The 25,065-nt window shown below is 59.9% G+C and carries 24 protein-coding genes and 1 riboswitch; of the genes, 8 read left to right on the top strand and 16 right to left on the bottom strand.

The window, feature by feature from the left end:
• Window positions 1-198 precede the first annotated feature (198 nt).
• The 3 genes from ACTHV6_RS05870 to ACTHV6_RS05860 all read left to right on the top strand — a co-directional run bounded on the left by ACTHV6_RS05870 (window position 199) and on the right by ACTHV6_RS05860 (window position 2,073).
• Window positions 199-651 (top strand): FHA domain-containing protein, encoded by a 453-nt coding sequence (locus ACTHV6_RS05870; protein WP_441386347.1) that lies wholly within the window; start codon window positions 199-201, stop codon window positions 649-651.
• A gap of 2 nt (window positions 652-653) precedes the next feature.
• On the top strand, window positions 654-1,427 hold the full coding sequence (gene ftsR / locus ACTHV6_RS05865; RefSeq protein ID WP_441386346.1) for a transcriptional regulator FtsR: 774 nt from the start codon (window positions 654-656) through the stop codon (window positions 1,425-1,427).
• A gap of 82 nt (window positions 1,428-1,509) precedes the next feature.
• On the top strand, window positions 1,510-2,073 hold the full coding sequence (locus ACTHV6_RS05860; RefSeq protein ID WP_441386345.1) for a MerR family transcriptional regulator: 564 nt from the start codon (window positions 1,510-1,512) through the stop codon (window positions 2,071-2,073).
• Between the two features lies 1 nt (window position 2,074).
• On the opposite strand, the gene ACTHV6_RS05855 is transcribed toward ACTHV6_RS05860, so the two are convergent.
• Entirely contained in the window at window positions 2,075-3,982 is a 1,908-nt protein-coding gene (locus tag ACTHV6_RS05855; protein ID WP_441386344.1) for a solute carrier family 23 protein, read from the bottom strand.
• A 62-nt stretch (window positions 3,983-4,044) separates the two neighbouring features.
• Window positions 4,045-5,532 (bottom strand): Hsp70 family protein, encoded by a 1,488-nt coding sequence (locus ACTHV6_RS05850; protein ID WP_441386343.1) that lies wholly within the window; start codon window positions 5,530-5,532, stop codon window positions 4,045-4,047.
• 220 nt (window positions 5,533-5,752) lie between these two features.
• Here ACTHV6_RS05850 and ACTHV6_RS05845 point away from each other — a divergent pair, with 220 nt between their 5' ends.
• Window positions 5,753-6,106: an RNA polymerase-binding protein RbpA gene (locus tag ACTHV6_RS05845; RefSeq protein ID WP_441386342.1), complete on the top strand. Its 354-nt coding sequence runs from the start codon at window positions 5,753-5,755 to the stop codon at window positions 6,104-6,106.
• Here ACTHV6_RS05845 and ACTHV6_RS05840 read toward each other — a convergent pair.
• Genes ACTHV6_RS05840 through ACTHV6_RS05815 form a run of 6 tightly spaced genes read right to left on the bottom strand, consistent with a single transcriptional unit; the run spans window position 6,084 to window position 13,221 of the window.
• On the bottom strand, window positions 6,084-6,836 hold the full coding sequence (locus ACTHV6_RS05840; RefSeq protein WP_441386341.1) for a polyprenol monophosphomannose synthase: 753 nt from the start codon (window positions 6,834-6,836) through the stop codon (window positions 6,084-6,086). The genes ACTHV6_RS05845 and ACTHV6_RS05840 overlap by 23 nt on opposite strands.
• A 10-nt stretch (window positions 6,837-6,846) precedes the next feature.
• Window positions 6,847-8,358 (bottom strand): apolipoprotein N-acyltransferase, encoded by a 1,512-nt coding sequence (lnt, locus tag ACTHV6_RS05835; protein WP_441386340.1) that lies wholly within the window; start codon window positions 8,356-8,358, stop codon window positions 6,847-6,849.
• Between the two features lie 16 nt (window positions 8,359-8,374).
• Window positions 8,375-10,969, bottom strand: coding sequence for a DEAD/DEAH box helicase (locus ACTHV6_RS05830; protein WP_441386339.1), 2,595 nt, complete (start codon window positions 10,967-10,969; stop codon window positions 8,375-8,377).
• Window positions 10,969-11,337, bottom strand: coding sequence for a hypothetical protein (locus ACTHV6_RS05825; RefSeq protein WP_441386338.1), 369 nt, complete (start codon window positions 11,335-11,337; stop codon window positions 10,969-10,971). The genes ACTHV6_RS05830 and ACTHV6_RS05825 overlap by 1 nt, the downstream gene beginning before the upstream one ends.
• On the bottom strand, window positions 11,334-12,302 hold the full coding sequence (locus ACTHV6_RS05820) for a helix-turn-helix transcriptional regulator (protein WP_441386337.1): 969 nt from the start codon (window positions 12,300-12,302) through the stop codon (window positions 11,334-11,336). The genes ACTHV6_RS05825 and ACTHV6_RS05820 overlap by 4 nt, the downstream gene beginning before the upstream one ends.
• Window positions 12,295-13,221 (bottom strand): helix-turn-helix transcriptional regulator, encoded by a 927-nt coding sequence (locus ACTHV6_RS05815; protein WP_441386336.1) that lies wholly within the window; start codon window positions 13,219-13,221, stop codon window positions 12,295-12,297. Before ACTHV6_RS05815 ends, ACTHV6_RS05820 begins: the two co-directional genes overlap by 8 nt.
• Window positions 13,222-13,259: 38 nt before the next feature.
• Here ACTHV6_RS05815 and ACTHV6_RS05810 point away from each other — a divergent pair, with 38 nt between their 5' ends.
• On the top strand, window positions 13,260-14,363 hold the full coding sequence (locus ACTHV6_RS05810; protein WP_441386350.1) for a DUF3866 family protein: 1,104 nt from the start codon (window positions 13,260-13,262) through the stop codon (window positions 14,361-14,363).
• Here the strand turns inward: ACTHV6_RS05810 and hisG are convergent.
• Genes hisG through ACTHV6_RS05790 form a run of 4 tightly spaced genes read right to left on the bottom strand, consistent with a single transcriptional unit; the run spans window position 14,360 to window position 17,298 of the window.
• Window positions 14,360-15,202 (bottom strand): ATP phosphoribosyltransferase, encoded by an 843-nt coding sequence (hisG, locus tag ACTHV6_RS05805; RefSeq protein WP_441386335.1) that lies wholly within the window; start codon window positions 15,200-15,202, stop codon window positions 14,360-14,362. The genes ACTHV6_RS05810 and hisG overlap by 4 nt on opposite strands.
• Window positions 15,203-15,218: 16 nt before the next feature.
• Window positions 15,219-15,482, bottom strand: coding sequence for a phosphoribosyl-ATP diphosphatase (locus tag ACTHV6_RS05800; protein WP_441386334.1), 264 nt, complete (start codon window positions 15,480-15,482; stop codon window positions 15,219-15,221).
• 20 nt (window positions 15,483-15,502) lie between these two features.
• The gene (locus tag ACTHV6_RS05795) at window positions 15,503-16,498 is read right to left on the bottom strand and encodes an ABC transporter substrate-binding protein (RefSeq protein WP_441386333.1); all 996 of its coding nucleotides are present in this window, start codon (window positions 16,496-16,498) and stop codon (window positions 15,503-15,505) included.
• Window positions 16,495-17,298, bottom strand: coding sequence for an ABC transporter permease (locus tag ACTHV6_RS05790; protein ID WP_441386332.1), 804 nt, complete (start codon window positions 17,296-17,298; stop codon window positions 16,495-16,497). Before ACTHV6_RS05790 ends, ACTHV6_RS05795 begins: the two co-directional genes overlap by 4 nt.
• 67 nt (window positions 17,299-17,365) lie before the next feature.
• Window positions 17,366-17,484: riboswitch (FMN riboswitch) on the bottom strand.
• A 306-nt stretch (window positions 17,485-17,790) separates the two neighbouring features.
• On the opposite strand from ACTHV6_RS05790, the gene ACTHV6_RS05785 reads away from it, so the two are divergent.
• From ACTHV6_RS05785 to ACTHV6_RS05775, 3 genes are read left to right on the top strand one after another with little or no spacing between them, the layout of a single operon-like run.
• A complete protein-coding gene (locus ACTHV6_RS05785) occupies window positions 17,791-18,666 on the top strand; it encodes an ABC transporter substrate-binding protein (protein WP_441386331.1) in 876 nt (291 codons plus the stop codon).
• The gene (locus ACTHV6_RS05780) at window positions 18,666-19,637 is read left to right on the top strand and encodes a FecCD family ABC transporter permease (protein ID WP_441386349.1); all 972 of its coding nucleotides are present in this window, start codon (window positions 18,666-18,668) and stop codon (window positions 19,635-19,637) included. Before ACTHV6_RS05785 ends, ACTHV6_RS05780 begins: the two co-directional genes overlap by 1 nt.
• Entirely contained in the window at window positions 19,637-20,431 is a 795-nt protein-coding gene (locus ACTHV6_RS05775) for an ABC transporter ATP-binding protein (protein ID WP_441386330.1), read from the top strand. The genes ACTHV6_RS05780 and ACTHV6_RS05775 overlap by 1 nt, the downstream gene beginning before the upstream one ends.
• On the opposite strand, the gene ACTHV6_RS05770 is transcribed toward ACTHV6_RS05775, so the two are convergent.
• From ACTHV6_RS05770 to ACTHV6_RS05755, 4 genes are read right to left on the bottom strand one after another with little or no spacing between them, the layout of a single operon-like run.
• Window positions 20,394-21,221: an aldo/keto reductase gene (locus ACTHV6_RS05770; RefSeq protein WP_441386329.1), complete on the bottom strand. Its 828-nt coding sequence runs from the start codon at window positions 21,219-21,221 to the stop codon at window positions 20,394-20,396. The genes ACTHV6_RS05775 and ACTHV6_RS05770 overlap by 38 nt on opposite strands.
• A 51-nt stretch (window positions 21,222-21,272) precedes the next feature.
• Window positions 21,273-22,763 (bottom strand): sodium/proline symporter PutP, encoded by a 1,491-nt coding sequence (gene putP, locus ACTHV6_RS05765; protein ID WP_441386328.1) that lies wholly within the window; start codon window positions 22,761-22,763, stop codon window positions 21,273-21,275.
• Window positions 22,764-22,808: 45 nt separating this feature from the next.
• Entirely contained in the window at window positions 22,809-23,582 is a 774-nt protein-coding gene (ddaH, locus tag ACTHV6_RS05760; RefSeq protein ID WP_441386327.1) for a dimethylargininase, read from the bottom strand.
• Between the two features lie 7 nt (window positions 23,583-23,589).
• Window positions 23,590-25,053 carry an amino acid permease gene (locus ACTHV6_RS05755; RefSeq protein WP_441386326.1) on the bottom strand — a complete coding sequence of 488 codons (1,464 nt, stop codon included), beginning with the start codon at window positions 25,051-25,053 and terminating at the stop codon, window positions 23,590-23,592.
• Between the last annotated feature and the right edge of the window lie 12 nt (window positions 25,054-25,065).

Genomic DNA, 25,065 nt, shown 5'->3' with positions numbered 1-25,065 from the left:
ACCTGCGACCCCTTGACCCCCAGTCAAGTGCGCTACCAAGCTGCGCCACATCCCGATGCCGGTTGCTGCCGACCAGTTGAGATTACACCAGAGCGCGGGCGAAACTCCAATTGGGGAGAAGAGTTGAAAATCATAGGTGCTGTTGACCCGCCGGGAGTTGTTATACTGTTGTTACTTACACTGTGAGGGAGGTTCAGGATGTCGGTATCAGATGATCCAAACAAGACGTCATTGGGCGGCGATGCTTTAGGTAATACGTCGCAGTATGCCGTTGACGGAGCTTCTGCCGATTTCGCTGATGATCGCCGAGCACTACGGCCCGAGGAAGCTCAGGCTGTCGAATCGCTGCCTCATGGCTCAGCCCTCCTCATTGCACTCAGCGGACCGAACGAAGGTGCGCGGTTTCTTCTGAACAAGGACGTCACCAACGCTGGACGCCAGCGCAAGACTGATATCTTTTTGGACGATTTCACCGTTTCGCGCCGCCACGCGCAGTTTGTTCGCGAAGGCAACGTCTTCACGGTTCGCGATTCCGGTTCCTTGAACGGCACATACGTTAACCGCGAACGGATTGACTCAGTTGTGCTGGCTAACGGTGATGAGGTTCAGATCGGCAAGTTCCGCTTGTCCTTCTATGCATCGCAGGCCTGATCATGGTCTCTGCTACCCAGAGCAATCCGCGGAACAATGACAGCTCGCGCAATAGCGAGGCGCGCGAGCAGCTCACGTGGCCTCAGGACCTCTCCCACAGTCCTGCGCTGAGGATTGGCGAGGTTCGTTCCGCTCTTTCCGCTGAATTTCCGCTCCTGACTGTTTCCAAGATTCGGCATTACGAATCCATCGGGCTTGTTGAGCCACAGCGCACACCATCGAATCAGCGCCTGTTTTCCGCGGCCGATGTGGAGCGGCTTCGATTCGTTCTGGTGGAACAACGTGATCGGTTCTTGCCGCTGTCACAGATCGGCGAACTCCTCCGGCAATTGGATGCGGGCGAATCTCCTCGGGATTCTCATCCCGGGCGGATGCGAGTTATTGAGGAAGTCCAGCGACCTCAGCCAGGAACGCGACTGAAGCTCGTTGAGGTTTCTGACCTCACGGGAGTGCCAGTTGCTGACATTGAAGCAATGATCTCAGTAGGTATTCTTTCGTCAGATTCTCGCGGGCGGCTCACGAGCCAATCGGTGGAGATTGTGCGATATGCGTGGATGTTGGAGAGCGCCGGATTTGATCTGCGCCAGATCAGGACAGTGAAGAACTCTGCTCATTCGCATGCCGCACTCATCACAGCTTCCGTGGCGCCCGAGCGCGCGAAAGCGACGCCAGCGGCGGGGGAGCGAGCCCTCGCGAAGGCCTCTGAGGATTCTGCCGCCTTCTCGCATTTGTATCGAGCCTTGCTCGCGGAGAATGTTGAGGTTAATCTCAGGTAAAACACACGGGGTGTTTTCGTCACGCCTTGCGAAAACTTCAAGTTAAACTTGAGGGGTACGAACTTTTTGAACGGAGGCTTAGATGAGCGACGCACACGCGGCTGACACCACCAAGCAGCGCGCACAGCAGATGCTCTTCGGTGATCCGCTGCCCGACTTGGATTCGGAGACGGGCTACCGCGGCCCCATTGCGTGCAAGGCAGCAGGGATTACCTACCGGCAGCTAGATTACTGGGACCGCACCGGATTGGTTTCACCAACCATCCGCACAGCGACAGGCTCAGGTAGTCAGCGCCTCTATTCTTTCCGGGACATTCTGGTTCTCAAGGTGGTCAAGCGCCTTTTGGATACCGGAGTGTCGCTCCAGCAGATTCGGCTTGCGGTTTCGCAGCTTGCGGCCTACGGCGTTGATGATCTTGCTCAGATCACGTTGATGTCTGACGGTGCATCGGTGTACGAGTGCACGTCTGATGATCAGGTCATTGACCTCGTTCAGGGAGGCCAGGGCGTGTTCGGCATTGCCGTTGGCCGTGTGTGGCGGGAAGTTGAAGGATCCCTTTCTGAACTTCCCACCTCACGCGTTGAGGACGAGGTTGTTGATGAGCTGGCCAAGCGCCGCGCTAAGAAGCGGCGCTCAGCCGTCTAGCTCACTTCCTCGCGAATTTCGCTTCCCACGCAGCTCGCAGAGGGTTCGCATCTGCAAGCGCGATATCGAAGCGATCATTTGCTATTTCGACAACCTCGGCCAGTGCCACGATGCGCTCCTGAGTAGGGGAGTTGGCTAGGCGGCGCATGCCGGAGGCAATGATCTGCTGGCTGGTATCAAGCGGTCCAAGGTAGCCGATGAACGGCCTGCCGAAGTGCTCCTGATAATCGTGGGAGATCCGTGCTACCTCGTCGAGTTCTTCCGGCGTCGCAGCCTCAAGGGCGATCGACCCAATATCTTTGGTCACCACCTGCTCGCCCTCATCTCCGGCGCCCAACAGCTGAGCCATATCCGGATAGTCGTTCAGCAGAGCATCTTGGTTGGCGGAAGAGCCACTCAGCACGGCTTCCTGAACGGCATCACGCACATCGTGTGCGCTGGCGAAGGGACGCTGCTCCCACGCCTTTTCAAGCGGCCACGTTTGCGTGTTGAACACGGAACGGAACGCCTTGACGAATTGCTCGCGGTCCATGGCGTTGACATCCTCGATGCCGAGTCCTCGCCCGCCGTGATCGCGCACAATGTCCTGTCCCTTCTGGTTGCCTACGTGGAAGAACAGAAGGTTCAAGGAGATGGCGGCGATCGCTCCGATGGTCATGCCGGAGGAGAAGAAGATCTGTGCCCATTCGGGGAACACCAAAGCGATGTCCGGCTTCAGGGTCACGAGCATCGCGAGGCCAAGAGCGGTTGTCACGATCACCGCGTTGCGGTTGTCGCGCATATCGGACTTAGCAATGGTCTGCATGCCCACCCAGGCCACGTTGGCAAACATCGCCAAGCTGGCCCCGCCTAGCACGGGCGCAGGAATCATGTTGACGATTGCTCCGGCCTTGGGAAGCACTCCGAGAATGATCATGAGAACGGCCGCGCCTACGGCAACCCAGCGTGACTTGACGCGCGTGATACGCACGAGGCCAACGTTCTGAGCGAAGCAGGTGTAGGGGAAAGAGTTCATGATGCCACCCAAGAGGGTAGAGAGCCCATCGGCGCGTAGCGCGGCAGAAATATGATTCTTGTTGATGCGCTTGTTAACGATCTCGCCGGTGGCAAACACATCCCCGGTTGTTTCCACCATCGTGATGATCATGACGATGATCATGGAAATGCACCCGGTCAGTGTGAAGACGGGAGCGCCGAAGTAGAACGGGGTAGTGACGGCCACGGCCTCAGCCTCATGGAAAACACCGATGGAATCGTCGCCTAGATGCCCGGCGATTGCCGCGATCACGGTCCCGGCCACAAGGCCAACGAGAACCGAGATGGTGCCGAAGAACCCGCGGAAGAAGCGCTGGACCAAGATGATGGCCAGAAGCGTCCCGAATCCGTAAGCCAGTGCTATGCCATCGGGCGCCGCCTCAGCGTAATCCACAAAGTCATTGGCGGAGACGGATAGGAGGGTCGTGCCCATGACGAACAGGACGCTTCCGGTGACAACCGGCGGGAAGAAGCGCAAGAGCTTCGCAAAGTACGGTGCGGCGAGGAACGTGAAGATCCCGGCCACGATGATCGATCCGTAGATGGCGGGCAGGCCGGCGTTTCCGCCTTCCCCATTAGTGACGGCCAAGCCAATCGCGATGATCGGGGCCACCGCAGTGGTGGTGACGCCCTGAATGATCGGCAGGCGCACACCCACATATTTGGTGATGCCGAGTGACTGAATAAGCGTGGCAATACCGCACGTAAACAGGTCCGCATTAATGAGGTGAATGGTGGTTGCGGCATCTAAATTCAGGCTATTGGCGATGAGTAGGGGAACAATCACCGCGCCGGCATAGAATGCCAAAACGTGTTGAAGGGATAAAACGACGAGTTGAGGCGCCTTGGGCACCTCGTCAACTGGGTGTTTCACTACCTTACTGTCGCACTGTGAGACGCTGGCCGCCCAATCGGTCTCACAATATGACCGCCACGCTATTCTCCAGTGCGCCCCGAACCCAGCGATCGTTTAATGGAGTATCCGGATTCCACATCGGTGATCTGCGCGCTGACAATTCCATTGGGGGAGATGGAGTAGGTTTCCTCAACGAGGGGTCCGTTTTCCACTCTTTTCACGTCCACAGTGTCAAGATTTGTGTCCCGCAGCGCCGGATCGAACGCGAAGAGGATCTCTCCAAGGGGCACGATCTCTCCGCGCGGCTCACCGTCAGGGTCTAGATCCGTGCATTCGGCGAATCGGTACCATCCCACGTTGTGCGCGGCGCGGTACGTTCGCGAAATCTGCGTGCCAACCGTGGCGTCCGGCCCGATGATCGTATCGAAGGTCACCTTCTTCCCGCCGTCCCATTCGCGGAACACACCGAAGTAGCGGGAGAGCTGCTCCACAACCGAGTAGTTCGCATCCGGATCGGCGGCGATAGCCAGCCCGATTGCCTGTGAGCCAGCGGTGTAGGGGGAGCGGCGAATACGGCGCCCAAAACGGTCCTTGAGGCCGCGCATGACGGCCGGAAGTTCGGAGCCGCCGCCCACCACGTAGATGCCGGACACGTCATCTCCTGGCCGGAAATCACCGTGTTCGTCCTGTGAAAGTAGTGGCTCCATCGCCACGAATGTTTGCTCCATGAGCGCCGCGCACTCGGAATAGTAGTCCGAAGCGGGGATGGTCACGGTTGTTCCACATACGTCCAATGTGATGTGGCGCGATTGTGGGTAGAGCGCTTCCTTGGCCCGGCGGGCATCGAGGAGCAGTTTCGCATACTCGGCATCGTTTGGCGTCACGTCCGCAGCCTTGATCGCACATTGGGCCAAGACATCATCGAAATCATCGCCGCCCAGCGAGTTGTTTCCACGAGAGGCGAGAACTTCGTGGTTTGTTCCTTCGGCGACGACGACGGACGCGTCAAACGTCCCGCCGCCCAAATCGTAAACGAGGACCTTCGAGCGGCGATCGTTGACAAGCTTTGAATGGCGATGGGTGTACTCGAAGCCCGCGGCAGAGGGCTCATTAATCATGGAGATCACGTCAAACCCTGCGCGCCGAAACGCCTCAAGGGTCAGAAATCTCTGGGCCGAATGCGCGTGGGCCGGTATGCCCACAACAACTTCGAGTGCTTCCTTGGGTGCGTCTGTAGCGGTGCGAATGGACGCTGCTACGTGGAAGAGGAAGCCGGTGACCAGATCCAGAATGGGGATCTCGCGTTCACCGAGGCTCACGGGCGTCTGTGCCGTGACGTTGGCTGATGAGAGGATGCGTTTGAAGGAACGAACGTGAGGGGCGCCCTCTAAGGCAAGGCGCTGGGCGTCAAAGCCATACACAACGCCACGTTCGGCCAGAGCGGCCATGGATGGGATGAACTCGTAGGAATCGCCCTCATGGTCAGGGAACGCCACCAATGGGTAGTTGCCGCGATCCACCAGCGCGGCGGTGGTGCGGGTGGTGCCGAAATCAATTCCGAGTCTCATACGAAAAGGCTAACGCGAAATCCGGGAAGTAGGAGAGGACTTTATTGAAACGAGACAAAGTGCGGTGATGAGCACGCGAAGCCAAAGTTGACATAATGTACATTATCGGCAAATAGGATGAGGGTCTGGAAAGTAGGTCAATGGGCTGCAGATGGCGGCGCCGTAGGGTTTTAGGCTCCCTAACGCTGGGCTGGCCTACGACCGGGCTTAGGATAACTCCATGGCAGAACGATCATTACGCGGCATGAAGATTGGCGCGAACTCTCTCGAATCAGATCAAGGTGTGGCCTTTGTTGGCCGTAAGCAGGTTATCTACATCTGCCCGGTTGGCCACGAGTTTGGCGTGGCGATGGCTGTTGATGCAGAACCGCCGGCAACCTGGGAATGCCGTTGTGGGCGTGAAGGAAAGCTCCAGAACGCGGTGGCCGCTGAGGACAACAAGCCTGTGAAGCCTCCACGCACTCACTGGGACATGCTCATGGAGCGCCGCACAGAGGACGATCTGAAGATCCTCCTTGAGGAACGCCTTGAGCTCCTGCGGTCGGGCAAGCTCAGGATGCGCCGAAGGAAGTGAACAGCTTCTTGACTTGAGACGCTCTCCTGGTGGCTCCCATTCTGGTAGCCGTGAGGAACGATTCAACGAAGATGTTGCCGGAAAGCTTGGACTCTCCGGCCTCGCGCTGGGCAAAGCTGATGGGAACCTCGGCAATCTTCCCACCGCAGGCATGAACCCGATCAGTCATGGCCGTTTGGAAGAAGTATCCGGTTGCCTCCACAGAATCTAGCTCGATGAGCCGCAGGATATCAGCGCGGTACACACGGTATCCTGCGGTGACATCGCTCGCTGGAAGCCCCAAGCACGCTTTGATGTAGAGGTTTCCAGCCCGTGAGAGAAGTTCGCGGTACTTTGGCCATCCCACCAGTTCTCCCCCGCGCACGTAGCGCGAACCGATGACCAGTGCGGGCCCGTCAGGCGCAAGTGCTCGTCCGAGCAGCGCTGGTAGCTGTTCCGGCCGGTGCGAGCCATCGGCGTCCATCTCCACGACATGTGTGTAATCGCGGCCCAGCGCCCATTGGAAGGCAGCAATGTAGGCGCGGCCGAGCCCTTCCTTGCCCGCCCGATGGAGAACGTGAATGCCCGGATCTTGGGCCGCAAGGCGATCGGCGATCTGCCCAGTTCCATCGGGAGAATTATCGTCCACAACAAGAATCTCCACGTGTGGCGTTGCGGTGCGTACGCGCTCCACGATGTGAGGTAGTGATTCGGCTTCATTGTAGGTGGGAATAGTAACGAGAACTTTCACGGATGTCCTTTCACTTCCTCGGCAACCGATGACGAACGATGTTGATGAGTCCCAGCACGCTGAGGGCTCCACCAGCAATATATGTACCGATCAGTAGAAACTGCGAGAACCGTGCCGCGAACGTCAGCTCGCTGCGGAGCCCGACGCGAACGGTGCGGGCATCTTCGGTCCATGGCTCGGTAACCTCACGCGTCACACCGTTGGGTTCAACCACGCCGGATACGCCCACTGTGGACACTTGAACGGCGGTACGGCCGTGTTCGATGGCCCTGAATCGGGTCATATCGAACTGCTGCGCGGATTCCGCCGATTCGCCAAATGAGGCGTTGTTGGTGGGCACGATGATGAGCTCCGCTCCCCCTCGCACTGCCTCAGCCACGATCTGGGTTTCCGCCACCTCGAAGCAAATGGGAGAAGCAATGGTGAGCGTTTGATCGGCCAGTTCAACATCTAGCACGGCTGGCTCGGTTCCGGCGAGCATATCGATAGTCACCAGATCAACGGCGTCTGTGAAATTCCGGAAAAAGTCCTTGTATGGCATGTACTCGCCAAACGGGATCGGGTGTTGCTTTGAATAGGATCCCGCGATGGTTCCATCTGGCATCCACACCACGTATTCGTTGTAGCGGTTCTCCCCCGGATAACTCTGAGTGCCAAGCACTAACGGAACACCGAGGCTTTGCGATGCTTGATCGATGAGGTCTCGCGCATCATCGCTGGTTCTGGGATCACGATCGGAGGCGGATTCGGGCCAGAATACAACATCGGGGTCACCTGGCAGGTTGTCGGTGGACTTCACCAGGTTCTCAGTAACGGTCAGGGCACGGGACTCATCGGGCCCCAGCGTGGCCTCATCCGGAACGATCCCTTGGACAAAACCTGCGGTGATGTAGCTGTCGGCTCTGGCGCCCAAGGGAAGGAACATGGGAGCGTACAGCAGCGCTCCCCCGCAGGCTACGGCAATGATCGCGTTGCCCAACCGGCGTTCGATGGCCGTTTTCACGCACCACTCCAGCAGAACCGCGATAGCCACCACGAAGAAGCCAACCAGCATGACGGAACCCCATGGTGCCAAGCGGACCAGTGGGCTATCAACCTGCGAAAAACCAAGGGTTCCCCACGGCATTCCCCCGAATGGCCACGTGCCGCGCAGCTGCTCGAAAGCGATCCACACGAGCGGCAGCGTGAGTGCGCGCAGGGTAACGAACGATCCGAGACGCCCACGCATGAGACCTTGCCATACGATGGCCATGGCGCCAATGTAGAGGGCTTCGGCAACAGACAATCCGATTTGGGCGATCACAACACCCGAGGCGATCCGTGCCCAATCGAATAGGGGGAAGAAGAAGGCGAACCCAAAAAGCGTGCCGATCCAGAACGAACCGAACCAGCTACGCCCCTCCAAGGCGCCAACCAGAAGTGCGACCCCTACAATGGCCAGTGGCCAGATACCGAGCGGCGGGAAGGCGGCAAAGAGGGCCAGTCCCCCTGCGATCGCGGCCAGATTGGCAAAAGATTTCACAGAATGAGGATACTCGTTAGAACAGCTCGCTGCGGCGCATGCCGTCGCGCGCCTCGCGGGCCACGTCCTCGATCCACGTACCTTCGCCTGCCACAACGATCTGCCCGAGCAGGTCAATGACCCGGCGGGAGGCATTGATGAAATCTCCGGCCACCATGTGGGACATGGCCAAGCAGTCTTCGAGGGTAGCTCCGGAACACCACGCGGAAAAGACATCGGCGCAGCCGGGCGTGACCTCCCCGGTGCGAACGATCTCGTGCCGGTGTTCGAGCCCGCGGAGGAAATCCGCTTCGCGGCGGGCGCGATTGGCGAGCTGGCCGAGTATCCCCCATGTGGGCTGGCGCGTACCCAGCCTGTCCTCACCCAAGAACATGGAGGCCCATCCGGCCATTGCCGGCCCGTCCAGCTCCCCCTCAGTGAGTTGGGAAAGGCAGCCGTACAGCAGCACGTCATTGTCCACATGCAAATGCGACAGTGTGGTGGCGCCGCGGCCAAGTGTCACGCCGTCGTCGTCCTTCAAAATACCCAACTCCAGAAGTACCGCAGCGGTTCGATCGAAATCCTTGCCCACGGAATCCGTAAAGTTTTCCGTCAAGTCCACCATCTCGCGTAAGCGAGCATCGAGCGAAAGGAGAACCTCGCCGTCCCGCATGTGCTGAGCCAGATCCGGGCATTCGTTGACGGGATGATCCACGAAGGCGCGGTCGCGTGGCGGTGCGAAGCGAGCCCAGGACCCGAGGAGGTCCCGATCAACGCCCAGCTCCACGCGTTCGGACACCGCGTCGTATAGGGAATCGGCGATGTCATCGCGCACTTCGCGGCTCTTCAGGGAGAGCCCCATCGGCATGGCGAACGGTTCCACATCGCGCAACTCAGAGGAGAGCTGATCCTCGCGGAGCCAGTAGACCTCTCCGTACCAGTTCAGCACGCGAAGATTCGCGCGATCTGTGGAGAGCACTACCCCGTATTCGAGTTCCTTGTCCCGAGCGAAGGCGTAGAGCGTTCCAGTTTGCGCGCGATCGAACGTGTCAATGATCCGTTCACGGTACTCGCGCTTGGCGGCCTTTCGGGCGGACTTGGCGGCCCTGCCCAGATTTTCGCGCAGGCGGAGGTATTCCACCAGATCACCGTGACTGCAGCTGAGGTTTTGCTCCTCGTGCGCGATCCGGGAGCGGATTCGCGCGGCGCGGCCTTCGATATCAGCCAGATCGGCGTTGCGCTGGTACTGGGCGAAGCTCCGTCCCATAATGGCACGCGCATCGTCATAGGTGCGGTCCGCGAGTAAGTTCACCACAGTGTTGTAGGAGGGGTGGAAGGCGGACATCAGGGGCTCAACGCGCCCGGATCCCAGATCGGCCAAAGCATAGGGGTCCAGTTCCTCTGTCCCCATGACTACTCCGTGGCCCACCTTGTCCTTGCCGCGCCTGCCTGCCCGTCCGATCAGCTGGGTGTACTCGGTGGCCGTGAGGTCCGTGAAGCCCTCGCCATTCCAGCGCTGGAGTTCCTCAAGCACGACAGTCCGAACCGGCATATCGATGCCGAGCGCCAGAGTACCGGTGGCGTAGACGATCCGCAGGAGGCCAGCTTCCATCAGACGTTCCGTCAGAGACTTCAGTGCCGGGAGAATGCCGGCGTGGTGGGCGCCGTATCCACGCAGCAGAGCATTGGCCGCCGATTCGAAGTGGACGGCGCGGCGGTCCGATTCCGAAAGCGTTTCGCGCACGGCATCCACGTGCTTGCGGATCTCGCGCTGCTCTGCCTCAGAGGTCAGCCACACATCGTGGCGCTTCAGGGCAGTAACAGCCAGATCGCACCCCTTACGGGAAAAGATGAATTCGATGGCTGGGAGCATGTCCCGCTTCTCCAACAGGCGGATGATGCGCCTGCGGTCCGCATCCCCCAACCGAGAATGCTCACGCGAATCGCGCTGGCCGCGTTGCGCCAACGCATTGCGCAGAAAGGAGGACGGTTCGCCATCCGGGCCGTACACGGGCAGCAGCTTGCTCCGAAGTACCACGTGCTGTTCGAGCGGAACCGGACGCACATCGGACACTACGAGGTCCGTGGTTCCGCGCACCGATCGCATCCAGCCCGCTACCTCTTCCGTGTTGGCAACCGTGGCGGAAAGGGACACGAGGCGCACGTGAGAGGGCAACGATAGGATCACTTCTTCCCACACGGGGCCGCGATCAGGATCGGCGAGGTAGTGGACCTCATCGAGAACCACATAGCCCACATCGTCAATTTCCGGTGCACTGTGGAAGAGCATGTTGCGCAGAACTTCCGTGGTGACCACAAGGATCGGAGCGTTGCGATTGATCGAGAGATCCCCGGTGAGTAGGCCAACCGCCTCATCCCCGAGCATCGCCTTGAGTTCGGCAAACTTCTGATTGGACAGCGCTTTGATCGGGGCGGTGTAGACGCAACGCTGATTGGAGGCGAGCGCCAGCTCAACGGCGTAATGCGCCACGACGGTTTTACCAGAGCCCGTGGGCGCTGAGACCAGCACATCGTGGCCGCGATCAAGCGCCCCGCAGGCCTCTACCTGAAACGGGTCAAGAATGATACCGCGGGCGCGGTATCTATCGGCATAGTTAGCAAATACCTGCACTATTTCCGTTCTTCCCAGCGCGCTCTGGCACGCGGGAGATCAAAGCGATCGGGATTGATCCCCACCGCCCAGCGAGCTGTCGAACGCTCTAGGCGCGCCCGCCGGTTGACGGCGCGCACTGCCGCCACACGCCGAAGATCGGCGATGGCCTGTGCGCGGCGCTCAGGAAGGAACGGCGAGGCGATCGGATCATCGGCCGGCAGTGGCTCATACCGCGAAAAGGGTTCGGCCAGATGAGTGCCCGCGTCCGTCACGATGGTCATTGCCCGTTTGCCAGAACGAAACACCGCTCTGCCGGAAAAGAACGCGTAGAGAACCAGACAGGCAAGGACAACCAGTGTCACAAGAATGATGAGTAGGATTTTCACTGGTTCTCCTCTAAAGCTCTGGCGCGGGCTGCCATGTGATCCGAAATCTCCGGCGGATCTACGGCCACCACTGTATCGCCTAATTGGGCGAGGAGCGAGAATAGCCATTCTTCGCTCGTGATGGGAAGGCTCATCGTGAGGATTCCTTCCGATTCGGTGGTGACCGCTCCCGGAAGTGTTTCCGCCGCCCACTTCGCCCCACGCGTGAGTGTGAGCGTGACCGTTGGCCCATCCGGCACCCACGTGGGTTGGCCGGGCAGTGCGTTGGCGGCCCGCCACGTTCCCCGTGCCACCTCCTCGCCAGCCGTTGCCGAACTTATACGGTCTAAGCGATAGTTCCGCAGCTCCAACCTTCCACTCACCTCGCGGGCGGCACGAAGCGTGGGCGAGGTTCCGGTAGAGATGGCAAGCGGGATCAGGTCAATCGTATCTACCCGCTCGTGGAGATCGCTGCCCTGCCGGTGATAGGTGATTGTCAGATGGCGGTGGTCCGCGATGGCGCCGGTGAGCGTTGTCAGGGTGGTGGGAGCGATCGGCGATTCAGGTTCCGGCCACATGGCGCTGGCGAAACCGGCCGCCTCGGCGGCCTCAGCTAGTTTGATGCGCAGATCGCGTAACGCTTCGCTTGCCGGGCCGGGCGCCGTCACCTCAAGGACCTGATCGATGAGGGCAACAAGCACAATCGCCTCATCCAGCCCGAGCGGCAGCGGTGGGATGTGCCCGCTCCCCATATCAGAGAATCCCACCACGGCATCGCGGCCCGCGTCCTCCGGGTCAGGCAACTGCAGATCGAACGGGATGGGCATCCCCACTACCTCAACCAGATTCGCATCCCACAGCAGTTTGAGGACCGCATCTGTGCGCATATCAAAGTGATCGGCCAGATGCCCCAGCGTGGCCGTTTCCTTGTGAGAGAGGTAGGTGAGGATCGCATTGGTGCGGACCACCTGACGAACGTTAGCCATGGTGGCCTCCCAAGCTGGCCAGATGATGCAATCTGGCGTTCCACTCCGTCACCGCCGCTTCTGGGGCAACGATCCGAACGTCTTTCCCGTAGGTTGCCAGAGTCTCGAACAACTGATTTCTGCTGAGTTCACGGTAAAGGTAGTGCGGCCAGCCTGCACCATCAGGGGGTTGAACGCCGTGGCCACGGCCAACAAGCGGGCCAGCGCATCCCGGGCGGATCGCAAGGATGACGTCCGTGTAGGAAAACACGGATTCGGTAGGCTCCGCCACGGCCGAGGTAGCGGGTCCCGTCACGTGCAGAGAGGATTCATCGATCCTCGTGGTGCGGAAGGTGCGCCACGACATGTGCGCACCCGTATGTTCGCGCCCCGGGCCACTGACGAAGTACGCATCGAAGTGTTCGGCCAATGCCGCCGGCTCCAGCTCATAGGTCCGGCTACCGGCGCGGCTGGTGCTTTCGTAGTGAAAACTCACTCGCTGCCGGTTTTGTATGGCGCGGGCGAGAAAGAGAGCCGAATCTCCAGCCGGAATGTTTGCCTGAAGGTACTTCAGCTCGGCCGATTCGGCGGGAGAAAACGCCAATACCTTATTCAATCCACTGTTGGCCGCGTTGAGTAGAGGCCCAGAGGAGCGAATTCCGGTGAGAATCGAGCGGAGCAGCCCCACATCCAAGGCGCTCACGTTGGCCAGCAGTGGCGCTCCCCGATCATAAAAGTATCGGTTCGCAGAATCTGTGGCGATCGGGTATCCGCATCCTCGCAGATGGTCCAAATCTCGCTCAACCTTGCGTTGTACCGCGACCTTCGAACCTTCAGCGTAGGCGGGGATTGATGCCACAATGTCCTCGCGCGAGACGCGCTCGCGGACCATGATGAACTCGAGAAGCGTTAATTGGCGTTCATTCGGCGTGTAGCTCACGAATCTCATTCTAGCCAGAACGGTACACTGTTCGTGTGATGATGTGGCGAAAAGGCACCGTTCTCTCTCTGGGCAAGGCGTGGAGTGGGGCGCAAGAGTGCCGCGTACGAATCGATGGCGAAACCGAAGCGAAGGCGCTGGCCTACACGCCAATGGTTGGGCAGGTGCGCGTTGGTGACGAGGTGCTGCTATCGGCGGCTGCCGCCGCCAAGAAGCTGGGGACGGGTGGATACCTCATGGTGGTAGCCATTCCCGGGCGCCTGCCCGCAGATCCGCCGCCGGCGCCCGGCCACATTGTCAAGGCGCGTTACACCCCGCTTCAGTACATGACGATGGGCGCCGATGAGCAGGAATCCCCGTGGCACGAACAGCTCCGGGAGGCCGATTCGATCGAGGGCCTGCCCGTTGTTGTGGCCGATTTACATTCGGCGCTCCCTGCCGTTGTGGCCGCGATTCGTGCGAGGAAGCCGGATGCCCGGATCGCCTACATTATGGACGACGGCGGGGCGCTTCCGGTGTGGTTTTCGCAGGCTTGTTCTCGGCTCACTGAGTTGGGTCATATTCTTGGCACCATCTCGGCGCGTCAGGCCTTTGGCGGCGAGCTGGAGACCGTCAACATTCATACCGCTCTTCTGGCGGCTCGCATCGTGTGGGAGGCGGACGTTGCCATCATCACTCAGGGGCCTGGAAATCTGGGAACCGGCACCAGATGGGGATTCTCAGGAACGGGAGTGGGTGAGGCAGTCAACGCGGTGAACGCCCTTGAAGGAGCTGCCATTGCTCTTCTTCGGATGTCTAACGCAGATGCGAGAGAACGCCACGTCGGGTTGTCCCATCACTCGGTGACGGCCCTGACCCGCGTGGCGCTCTCCCCCGCCACCTGCGCCGTCCCGGATTTCGCAGAACAAGACGAGCTATCCGGCCTGATCGACGCCCCGATGCGAGCCTTGCTGGACCACCAACTATCCGAGCTGTTTTCTTGCGAGAGGCTCGCCCGCGCCGATGTTTCGACTGCCGGACTCAGCCGCACCCTGAGCGACAGCCCCGTAGGGCTGCGCACGATGGGGCGTGGGCTGAGGGAAGATCCGCTGGCGTTCCTCGCGGCCGGTGTGGCCGGATACGCGGCAGCGGAGCTCTTCTAGATTCGGCAGGCCAAGATGGGCGTGACAAGGATGCCGCGAGCTCCCAAGTCATAGAGAGAATCCATGACCTGATTGGTTTCGCTCTGCAGCACCATGGAACGCACCGCCACCCAGCCATCCTCATGGAGGGCAGAAACGGTGGGCGATTGAAGGCCGGGAGTAATCTTGGCGGCCTGATCAAGAACCTCGGACTGGCAATCGTAATCCATCATGACGTACTGGCGCGCCACAAGGACTCCCTCGAGGCGGCGGGTCAGCGTGTTCAGGCCATCGGGCACGGGGCCGTCTTGGCGAATGAGCACAGCTTCGGAACGAAGAATTGGTTCCTCGAACACTTCCAGTCCCGCGGCCCGCAGCGTACTTCCCGTTTCCACCACGTCAGCGATCAGATCTGCTACGCCCAGCTCGACTGAGGATTCCACGGCGCCATCAAGGTGCACCACCGTGGCTACCACTCCCTTGCGCTCCAAATACTGGCGCACGAGGCCATCGTAGGCGGTGGCGATCCTCTTGCCCTCAACGTCGGCCAGAGTGCTGCACGTGCCAATCGGCGCCGCGAATCGGAACGTTGAGCCGGCAAAGCCAAGCGCCCGATGCTCAACGGCCAACGCGCCAGAATCGAGCAACAGGTCACGGCCGGTGATTCCGGCATCCACGGTTCCCGATCCAACGTACACCGCGATATCTCGCGGGCGAAGGAAGAAGAATTCAACCTGGTTAGCCTCATCGCGCATAACGAGTTCGCGCCCGCCGCGGCGCTGGCGGTAACCCGCCTCGCGAAGCATCTGGGAGGCGGGTTCGGACAATGACCCCTTATTGGGGACAGCAATACGGAGCATGACGTGTTCCTTGGAGCTAGAGATACCGGTAAACATCTTGTAGCGTGAGCCCACGCGAAATGAGCATGACCTGCAGATGGTAGAGAAGCTGGGAGGCTTCCTCAGCAAGTGCTTCATCACTCTCGTATTCGGCGGCAATCCACACTTCGCCGGCCTCTTCCACGATCTTCTTGCCGATCGCATGGACGCCGGCATCCAGCTCTTCAACAGTCCCGGATCCCTCGGGCCGTTCGGTGGCCTTGCGGCTCAGTTCATCAAACAGATCATCAAATGTTTTCACCAGAACAACTTTACCTGAAACTACTCGGCACTCAGATCCACGAAGCCATCACTGGCGGGAACCTGCTCCTCCAACAACTCGTTGTCCCACATGAAGTCCGCCATCGCATTCCACGCGTCGGGATCCTGCGCCCCAAACCGCTCTCCCCCGGTGTATAGCTCCAGAGTGTGCTGGAGCGTGGCTGCGGCTGCCGGCCGGTTTTCCGGTTCAGCCAAATCGGGAACGTAGGTGGCCACGATATCCAAGGTCTCCTCGGGGTTTTCCTGCGAGAATTCCACCCCCTTCTCGATGGCTCCAAGGAGCTTCTGGAAATCCTCACTGTGTTCGTCTAGCGTGCCCTGAAGTGAACCGAGCCCAACGCCCACGAGCGGCAAATCACCATCAACCAGATCGATCGAACGTACGGGCCACTCCGCCGGATCTCCATCCATATCCGCACCGAACGTGGCGGCGATACTCACCAAATCAGAGTTCGAAAAGCCGATGATGGCGTCAACATCCCCGCTAGACAGGGCTGCGGCCTGCGTGTAACCCACGTACTGGACGTCCACATCAGAATCGTCCAAGCCCGTGTCCCTCAACATCGCGAGAAGCCCGAAGTAGTTTTCACCGTAGGGGCCCGGAAGGCCCACTGTGCGCCCCCCAAGATCTGCGGGCGATTCAATATCGGAATCAGCGGGAACCAGAAGGGTCACCGGATACTGCTGGTACATCGTGGCCCAATTGACGATATCAGTGCCGGCGGCGCGGCCCTGAAGCATCTCATCTCCGCCAGCAAACACGATATCTTCCTCACCAGACTGGACTGCGCCCAGCAGCGATTCTTGGGAGCCGTGATGGCGAATCTCCACATCTAAGCCTGCATCCTCAAAATAGCCCTCATGTTCGGCAACGTAGATTGGTGCGAACTGGACGTTCGGGATGAACGTGAGTCCAAGTGTGATCGAGTTGTCGGGCGAGGAGCATCCCGCCAGTGCGAGTGAAGCTGCCGCTAGTGTTGCGAGTATCCGTTTCATGATTCCTTCTTCATCAACGAGTGAGGGCGCGGCCGACGATCTTTGACCTCGCGATTGACGCGCCACTCGAGGAGCGAGATGAGCCCGTAGATGATCATGGCGCTGGTTGCCAACAGAATGATCGCGGCAAACATGCCACGAATATCCCCGGCCCCCTGCGCGCTGAGCAAGATCATTCCAAGCCCATGCCCACCAATTATCATTTCTCCCACAACAGCGCCGGTGATGGACAGCGTGAAACCAGTACGCATCCCCGCGAGGATGCCGGGAGCGGCCAACGGAAGCTCCATCGTGCGAAACAGCGTCAGCCCTCCCGCGCCGTCTAGGCGGGCCGCCCCGATAACATCCTTATCGATGTGACGGACCCCAACGGATGTAGAAACGATCACCGGAAAGATCACCATGATCGTGCACAGCACGATGATCGAGGATAGGCCGTAGCCGATCCAGATCGTGAGCAAGGGGGCGATCGCCACCGCTGGGATTGCCTGGGATGCGGCAACATAGGGCTGGACGATACTGGCAAACAGCTTCGATTTGCCGATCGCGTAGCCCAAGGGAATCCCCACGAGCGCCGCAAAAAGGCAACCGAGTAATGCCTCTTGCACCGTGACGATCAGTGCTTGGCTCAAGTAGCCTTCGGTGAGTCCCGAAAACATGCGAGCGAGCGCCGATTGAGGAGTGGGGAGAAACGTTGGTGCGACGATGCCCGATGTTGTGAGCGCCCACCAGAGCGCCACAAAAACAGCGCCGAAGGCGACTGCCGGTAACCATCGCGAATGCGACTTTGTTCGTGACAAAGTGTCTCGTCCTCTTTCCTCACGCCACGGGGAAAGAGACCGGCAGGCGCACATGGGTACGCCGAACCGAGTGCGCCTCCCATCCGGACTTTAACCGTCGGTCGAGGAATTTCACCTCATCAGCCACTTACGTGGGTCGCGGACTATCACCGCCGGTTCAGATTTTCACTGACCCCGGAGCACATTGTGTTCGTGACAAGTATCGCCGGTTCTCGCGAGCCTTTCAAGTGCGAGTACCATAGGGCCCAGAGCGGCTCTTGTGTGTCGCTATATTATTGGCGTGGCCAATTGGCCACTACTTCTTTGGTAAAGGACATTCTCATGGGATCACGCCCTCGGTTCGTTCGACGGGTGTCGCTAACTTTCGCCGCCGCAATACTCGCACTGGCTGGCTGTGGCGCATCGGGGGCCAGTGAGCCTACCGCACCGGCCTCATCGGCTCCCAGTACGCACGCGACAACCGAGCCCGGAGTTTCCTCTGACACGTTTCCTATGACGGTAACGGACTGGACGGGACACGAGGAAACGTTCGAGGAGGCGCCACAGAAGGTGGCCATCCTGTCCGGCACACCGTTGAACCTCTGGTATGACGTGTCCGGTACGGCGATTGCCACCTCCAACATCTCCGAAAACGTTCACGTGAGCGAAGACTACAAGGCGGAGATTGAGGCACTTCCCATGCTGGGCGAGCCATTCAGCGTGGACGCGGAAAAGCTGGTTGAGCTGGATCCTGACCTAGTGATTACGATGTTCGGTATGCAGGACACTCTCTCCTCTCAGCTTCAGGAGCTGGGCTTTCGGACACTGACTGTGCGAACTAATGATCTGAGCGATCTGGACGCCGTCTATGACATCTTCGGTGCACTGAACGGCACATCGGATGTGGCCGATGAGCGGGTGTCCCAGATTCACGAAGAAACGGACGCCGTTACGGCGCAGTGGCCCGGAGAATCTGGCGAATCGGCGGTGATTCTCTTCCAAAGCGAGAAGTCCCTTTCGGTCAAGCTCGATAACTCGATCGCCGGTGCCATGCTGAGCGAACTGGGAGTGACCAACATTGCCTCCGGCCTACCTCATCAGGGTTCGGATTCCGCCGTGCTGGACCTCGAAGAGATCGTCAAGCAACAGCCCGAATACGTGCTGGTGACTGGGCGTTTCACCGATCCGGAACGCTCCCGCGAAGTGATGGAGGCAGAGTTCGAAAAGAATGCGGCGTGGCAGTCCGTTGACGCGGTGAAGGAAGGCCGGGTCATCTATCTTCCGCAGGAGTACTTCCTGTATAACGCCGGCCCCGATTACGCGCTGGCGTTCGAGTACCTTGCCGCATCGCTGCACCCTGAGACCTACGGGGAACCAGTCGCCCCGTGATGCACACGAGGCGCTACACCGTTGGTGTTTTCATCGTTCTCATCGCCGCCCTTATCGGCTCCGTGCTGTTCGGCTTGAGCAGCGGATCCGTGTCCCTCTCCCCTTCCGAAGTGCTCAGCGGCATCTTCGGGGGTGGCGAAGACCGGGTGGTCTGGAACTTGCGGCTCCCCCGCGTGGTGCTTGGCGGACTCGTGGGAATGTGCCTTGCGATCTCCGGCCTCATCCTGCAGGCCGTCATGATGAATCCGCTGGCGGACCCTGGCATTATCGGCATCTCTTCCGGAGCCGGACTGTTCGGGATTGTCATTCTGCTGGCGTTCCCGGCGCTCTACAGCTCCGTTCCGCTGTTCGCTTTCTGCGGTGCGATGCTGGCCGCCATCGTCATCTACTCGTTGGCATGGCGCGGTGGGGTGCAGCCGATGCGGGTGATCCTCGCTGGCGTGGCGGTTTCTGCCTTGTGCGGGGCTGGGATCTCCGCCGTCATGGTGTTCTTCTCCGATCGAGTTCAAGGCGCGCTGCTGTTCATGAACGGCAGCCTTTCCCTGCGGGGCTGGAACGAAGTGAACATGCTTCTGCCCTACGCGGTGATCGGCATCGTGGCCGCTCTCCTGAGCTCACGGCGCCTGAACCTGATCGTTTTGGGCGACGATGTGGCGCGTTCGATGGGAATGAGTGTTCAGGCGAATCGGCTGTTCCTCACGGCGGTGGCGGCGATGCTGGCCGCGGGCGCCGTATCCGCCGTTGGCCTCCTGGGATTCGTGGGCCTCATCGTTCCCCACCTCATGCGGCTGGTTCTCGGCAACAATCACGCCCTCCTCACCCCTGCTACTGCGCTGTGCGGGGCGGGGCTCGTCATCTTTTCCGATACGATCGCCCGAACGCTGTTCAGCCCCACGGAGATCCCTGTGGGGATCTGTATGGCGATTCTCGGTGTGCCGTTCTTCCTCTACTTCCTGAGAAAGGCGATGTGATGCTACAGGCACGCGATATCCGGCTTTCCTTGGGGCACAAAGAGATTCTTCACGGCGTCAGCGCCGATTTCGAAAGCGGAAAGATCCATGCGATCCTCGGACCCAACGGATGCGGCAAAACCACGTTGATCCGGGCGCTCACTGGAGCTTCACCACTCGATTCAGGAACAGTGCTTCTGGATGGACAATCGGTTCCGGCCATGCGGCCACGCGACATCGCGAAGAAGATGGCTGTGCTGTGGCAGGCCAGCCCCATTCCCGAGGGACTGACGGTGGCGCGCCTCGTCTCCTACGGACGCTATGCACGCCACTCCTGGCGCGGCCCACGCGCCCAACACGCAGTAGATGATGCCATGACCCAAGCTGGTATCGCGCCGCTCGCGGATCGCTTGCTCTCCACGCTTTCCGGCGGAGAACGCCAGCGGGTGTGGCTGGCAGCGGCACTCGTCCAAGAACCCGAGGTTCTGCTGCTGGACGAGCCCACCACATACTTGGACATCGCCCACCAGATAGACATTCTGGAGTTGGTGGGAGCCCTCAATGAGCGCACGGGCCTGACAGTGATCATGGTCCTACACGATCTGACGCAGGCCGCCCGCTACGCTCACCGTGTTGTGGTGATGCGCAACGGGCGGATACAGCGGACAGGTACGCCGGAAACGGCGCTTACTCCAGCCGCTATCGCTGAGGACTTTGATGTAGCAACCTGGCTCACCCACGATCCACAAACGGGTGAACTAGTGATTTCCCCGCGTGCTAGAACTCCTCATACACGGCCGGATCCTGGGCGTTGATACGCCCATCGGCGCGGCCGAGCGCCGTGATGGCCTCAACTTCACCCGGATCCAGCGCCAGATCAAGCGCGCCGAGGTTTTCGCTTTGCCTCTCGGGCGAGGCAGCCTTCGGAATGGCCAACACATCGCGGGCGATGTGCCACGCCAAAACAACCTGACCGGCGCTTACCTGGTGGGCTGCCGCGATATCAGTGATCACTGGATCGCTCAAGAGATCCCCGCGGCGAAGCGGGCTCCACGCCTCGGTGATGATGCCGTTGGCCTGATCGTATGCCAGCTGCTCCACCTGCGGGAAATAGGGGTGAAGTTCAATCTGGTTCACTTCGGGTAGCACGCCTGTCTTATCCTTGAGCGTTTCCAGATGCTCTGGCAAGAAGTTACACACGCCGATGTGCTTGATGAGACCACGTTCCTTGGCATCGATCATGGCTTGCCATGCCTCGACGTACTTGCCAACGTTCGGGTTCGGCCAGTGGATCAGGTACAGATCAAGATAATCGAACCCGGTGCGGGCCAAAGACTCCTCAATGGTGACCTTGGCATCCTCATATGCCTGATGACGCCCCGGTAGCTTGGAGGTGTAAATGATCTGATCGCGCGATGCCCCTGACCTGCGAACGCCTTCGGCAACGCTGCCTTCATTTTCGTAGTTGAAGGCCGAATCGAGCAGGGTGTATCCCTTGGCGATAGCGCCAGCCACCGCGTCCGCACCTGAATCGCCCTTGAGCTTGTAGGTGCCGAACCCGAGGACCGGCAATTCGAACCCGTCAAATGACGTGAACGTGTTCATGGAAGCTCCTTTCGCTTCTCCAGCGGTTAGTCCTCAACGATTCTAAGGCTTTCACTTAAAGGAATTAACCACTTCTTCCGAAGCCGAAAACTCCGCTTGGATGTGGGGATCTTCCTTGTAGGTGGCAAGGCTCACCACCACCGCGACTATCAGGTGCACGAAGAACGCGGGCAGGAGCTCATAGAGCGGGGTATCCAGCGCGGACCATACGAACACCGTGATGGCGCCGGTGATCATCCCGGATACCGCGCCAGCCACGGTGAGCTTGCGCCAGTACAGACTCAGCAGAATAAGCGGCCCGAAGGAAGCTCCAAAGCCCGCCCACGCGAAGCTCACGAGTCCCAGAATCGTATCGTTCGGGTTGACGGCCAGCGCCATAGCAATAATCGCCACCACGAGAACCGCCCCGCGGCCAAGTAGCACGAGCGTGCGCTCGCTGGGCGGAGTCTTCTTCATGACGCGATAGAGGTCCTCAACAAGGGCCGAGGAGCACACGATGAGCTGGCTGGAGAAGGTACTCATGATGGCGGCCAGCACGGCCGAGAGCACGAGCCCCGCGATGAACGGGTGAAGAAGCACAGTGGACATCCGCAGGATCACGGTTTCTGGGTTTGCCAGCACTTCCCCACGCTGAGCAAAGAAGGCAATGCCGATCAGACCGGAGAGAACTGCGCCCGCTAGGGAGATGAACTGCCACGTCACGCCAATCCGGCGGGCGCTCTTGGCCTCGCCAGCATTACGCAGCGCCATGAAGCGCACAACGATGTGTGGCTGGCCAAAGTAGCCCAAGCCCCACGCCAGTCCCGAGATGATAACGAAGGCCGCGGCTCCACCGGAGAATTGGCCGGACCCGATAAAGGACAGGTTGCCTGGCTGGAGGGTTTGCACCTCGTGAGCGGTTTCGCCAATGCCACCAACGGCAAATACCGCGGCAACCGGCACGATCACGAGTGCAATCACCATCATCAGGCCCTGCACCACATCGGTAAACGATGCCCCGAGGAATCCGCCGAAGAGCGTGTAGGCCAACGTCACCGCCACAACTAGCAGCATGCCCCACATGTAGTCCATGTTGAAGGATTCTTCGAAGAAGACGCCGCCAGCCACCATTCCGGAGGAGACGTACAGCGTAAAGAACACGAGGATGATGATGGCGGAAACGATGCGCAGAATATGGGACTTGTCCCGCAACCTGTTCTCGAAGAAGCTCGGAACCGTAATGGAGTTGTTGGCCACCTCCGTGTAGGCGCGCAGGCGTGGCGCCACGATCTTCCAGTTGAGGTATGCCCCGAGCAATAGCCCAATGGCGATCCACGATTCAATGAGGCCCGTGGCAAAGATGGCACCGGGAAGGCCCATGATGAGCCAGCCGGACATGTCGGATGCGCCAGCGCTCAGCGCCGCCACCCACGGTGGAAGGCCTCTGCCTCCCAGCATGTAGTCTTCGTGATCGGACGTCTGTTTGAAAGCGCGATAGCCGATAATCAGCAATCCGCCAAAGTAAATGATGAGGGCTAAGTACAGGTATACCTGATCTGACATGCCGGGCCTTTCGTGTGTGGTGGATACTCGGCTAGCACATGGTGATTACTGAGCTAGTTCTCGCATTCGAACGGATAGGCACGTCACGCACCCTTCAAGCTTTTCGAATTCGGTGATCTCAACGGTGGTGACAGTGTAACCCACGCTTTCCAAGAGCGCCGCGGTGTCCGGCGCGGAGGCGGACATGAGCACGTGAGAATCGGACAGGCACACGACTGCTGTGCCGTGTGGCTCGGGGACAGGCAGGAATCGTTCAAAAAGGCTCGGATCGTCCACGAAGTCCGGATATCCGATCACCGTGCCATCGGGAAGCGCCGTCACGGCCGTCTTCAAGTGGAGAACCTTGGTGACAGGCACGCCCACAACCTTCGCGCCCAACGGCGTGAGAATCCGGCGGAGCTGATTGATGCCCTCGCCATTTGTCCGGCCTCCGCGGCCCACGAACACGGTGTTCCCCACCTTGAGAATGTCGCCGCCATCGAGAGTGCCGGGCGCGGTGATCTGGTTGAGCGAACAGCCCAGTTCGCGGGCAACCGTACGCGTGCTTGCAACCTCACCGCGCCGGATCTGTGCACCGGGATGGCTGGAAACGGCCACGTTCTTGAACACCACAACGGAATCTTCAATGAAAACGCCGTCCGGGCATTCGTCCACGGATTCCACTTGTCGGGTTTGCCAACCTGCACTTTCAAGCGCCGCAACGTACCCTTCCCACTGCCTAAGCGCGAGGGGAACATCAACCGCTACCCGTTCGATGTGATCTACGATCCCATCGTTGAGATTCGGGCTTGGTTTGCGCACGAGGGCAATTTTGGACATGACTCTCCTAATGTAGATACTCGGCTTCCCGTTGAAGCCTAGCCAGTTCTGAATGCTTGCGGCTCCACAGGAAATAGAATGTGAGGGCAATCGCCATCCACACGGCGAAGGATTGCAGCGTGGCGATGTGCAGGCCCGAAATCACGTAGATACAGGCGGCCACCGAAAGCACCGGCGTCACGGGATACCCCGGCACCTTGAATCCGCGGTGCATATCGGGTGCAGTCTTGCGCAGCACCATCACGCCAATGGACACAAGGCCAAATGCCGCCAGCGTCCCGATACTCGTCATATCCGCAAGAATCCCAAGCGGCAGCATCCCAGCTAAGGTGGCCACCGCTCCGGACACGATGAATGTGTTGATCAGCGGCACGTTGCGCTTGGGCGAGACCTTGGCAAACACGGAGGGCACCAGCCCGTCGCGCCCCATGGAGTAGAGGATGCGCGTTTGGCCGTACATGCAGATCAGGGTGACCGAGAAGATGGAGATCACGGCACCAACAGCAAGAAGGGTTCCTGGCCACGTAGAGCCCACCACGCCCTGAACGATCGAGGCCAGGCTAGCTTCCTGACCCTCGAAATCGCCTGGAGCCTGTGCCCCGAGCGCCGCCAGCGCCACGATCAGGTAGACGGCCGTGACGATGCCGAGGGCAAAGATGAGTGCACGTGGAATGGTCTTCTTCGGATCTTTGACCTCGTCACCCGTGGTTGCCACCGCGTCCAATCCGATGAACGAGAAGAACAGCGAACCTGCGGCAATCGAAATGCCGCGGAAGCCTTCAGGAGCGAAGTTCGCGAAGTGATCGGCGTTAAAGCCGGTGAACGCGATTGCCGCGAATACACCGAGCACGCCCACCTTGATAAACACCATGAGGGCATTCGCTCGTGCAGATTCGGAGGCCCCGCGCATAAGCAGAGCCATGCACATGAGCACCAGAATGACGGCCGGAAGGTTGATCACCCCGCCGGCATCTGGAGCAGCAGACAATTCCGCTGGGAACCGAATGCCAAACAGGTTATCCAGCAACAGGTTGAGGTATTCGGACCACCCCACGGCAACGGCGGCCGCGGAAACCCCATACTCCAAGATGAGGCAGGCACCCACCCCGAAAGCGGCCAGCTCCCCCATCGTCGCGTAGGTATAGGAGTAGGACGATCCCGATGATGGAATGGTGGAGGCGAGCTCTGCGTAGCACAGCACAGTGAGCCCCGCCACCGCAGCTGCGATAAGGAAGGACACCAGCACGGCTGGCCCAGCTTCCGGCACCGCCTCGGAGAGGATGAAGAAGATTCCGGTTCCCACCGTTCCGCCCACACCGATCATGGTGAGCTGGAGTGTGGACATCGAGCGCTTGAGCGCTGGACGATCGTCCTCTTCTACCTCCACTTGAACGATGGAGTCCGGACACCCCTCGGTGGTGACGCCCGCAGGCATCCTGCGCCGGGTCAGTTGGCCGCGTATTCCACTCATGGTTCCTCGCTA

It is taken from the genome of Ancrocorticia sp. (genome assembly GCF_052089425.1).
GTDB lineage: Bacteria > Actinomycetota > Actinomycetes > Actinomycetales > Actinomycetaceae > Ancrocorticia.
The sequence above is the reverse complement of the archived record's forward strand: the minus strand, read 5'-3'. Positions and strand labels throughout refer to the sequence as shown.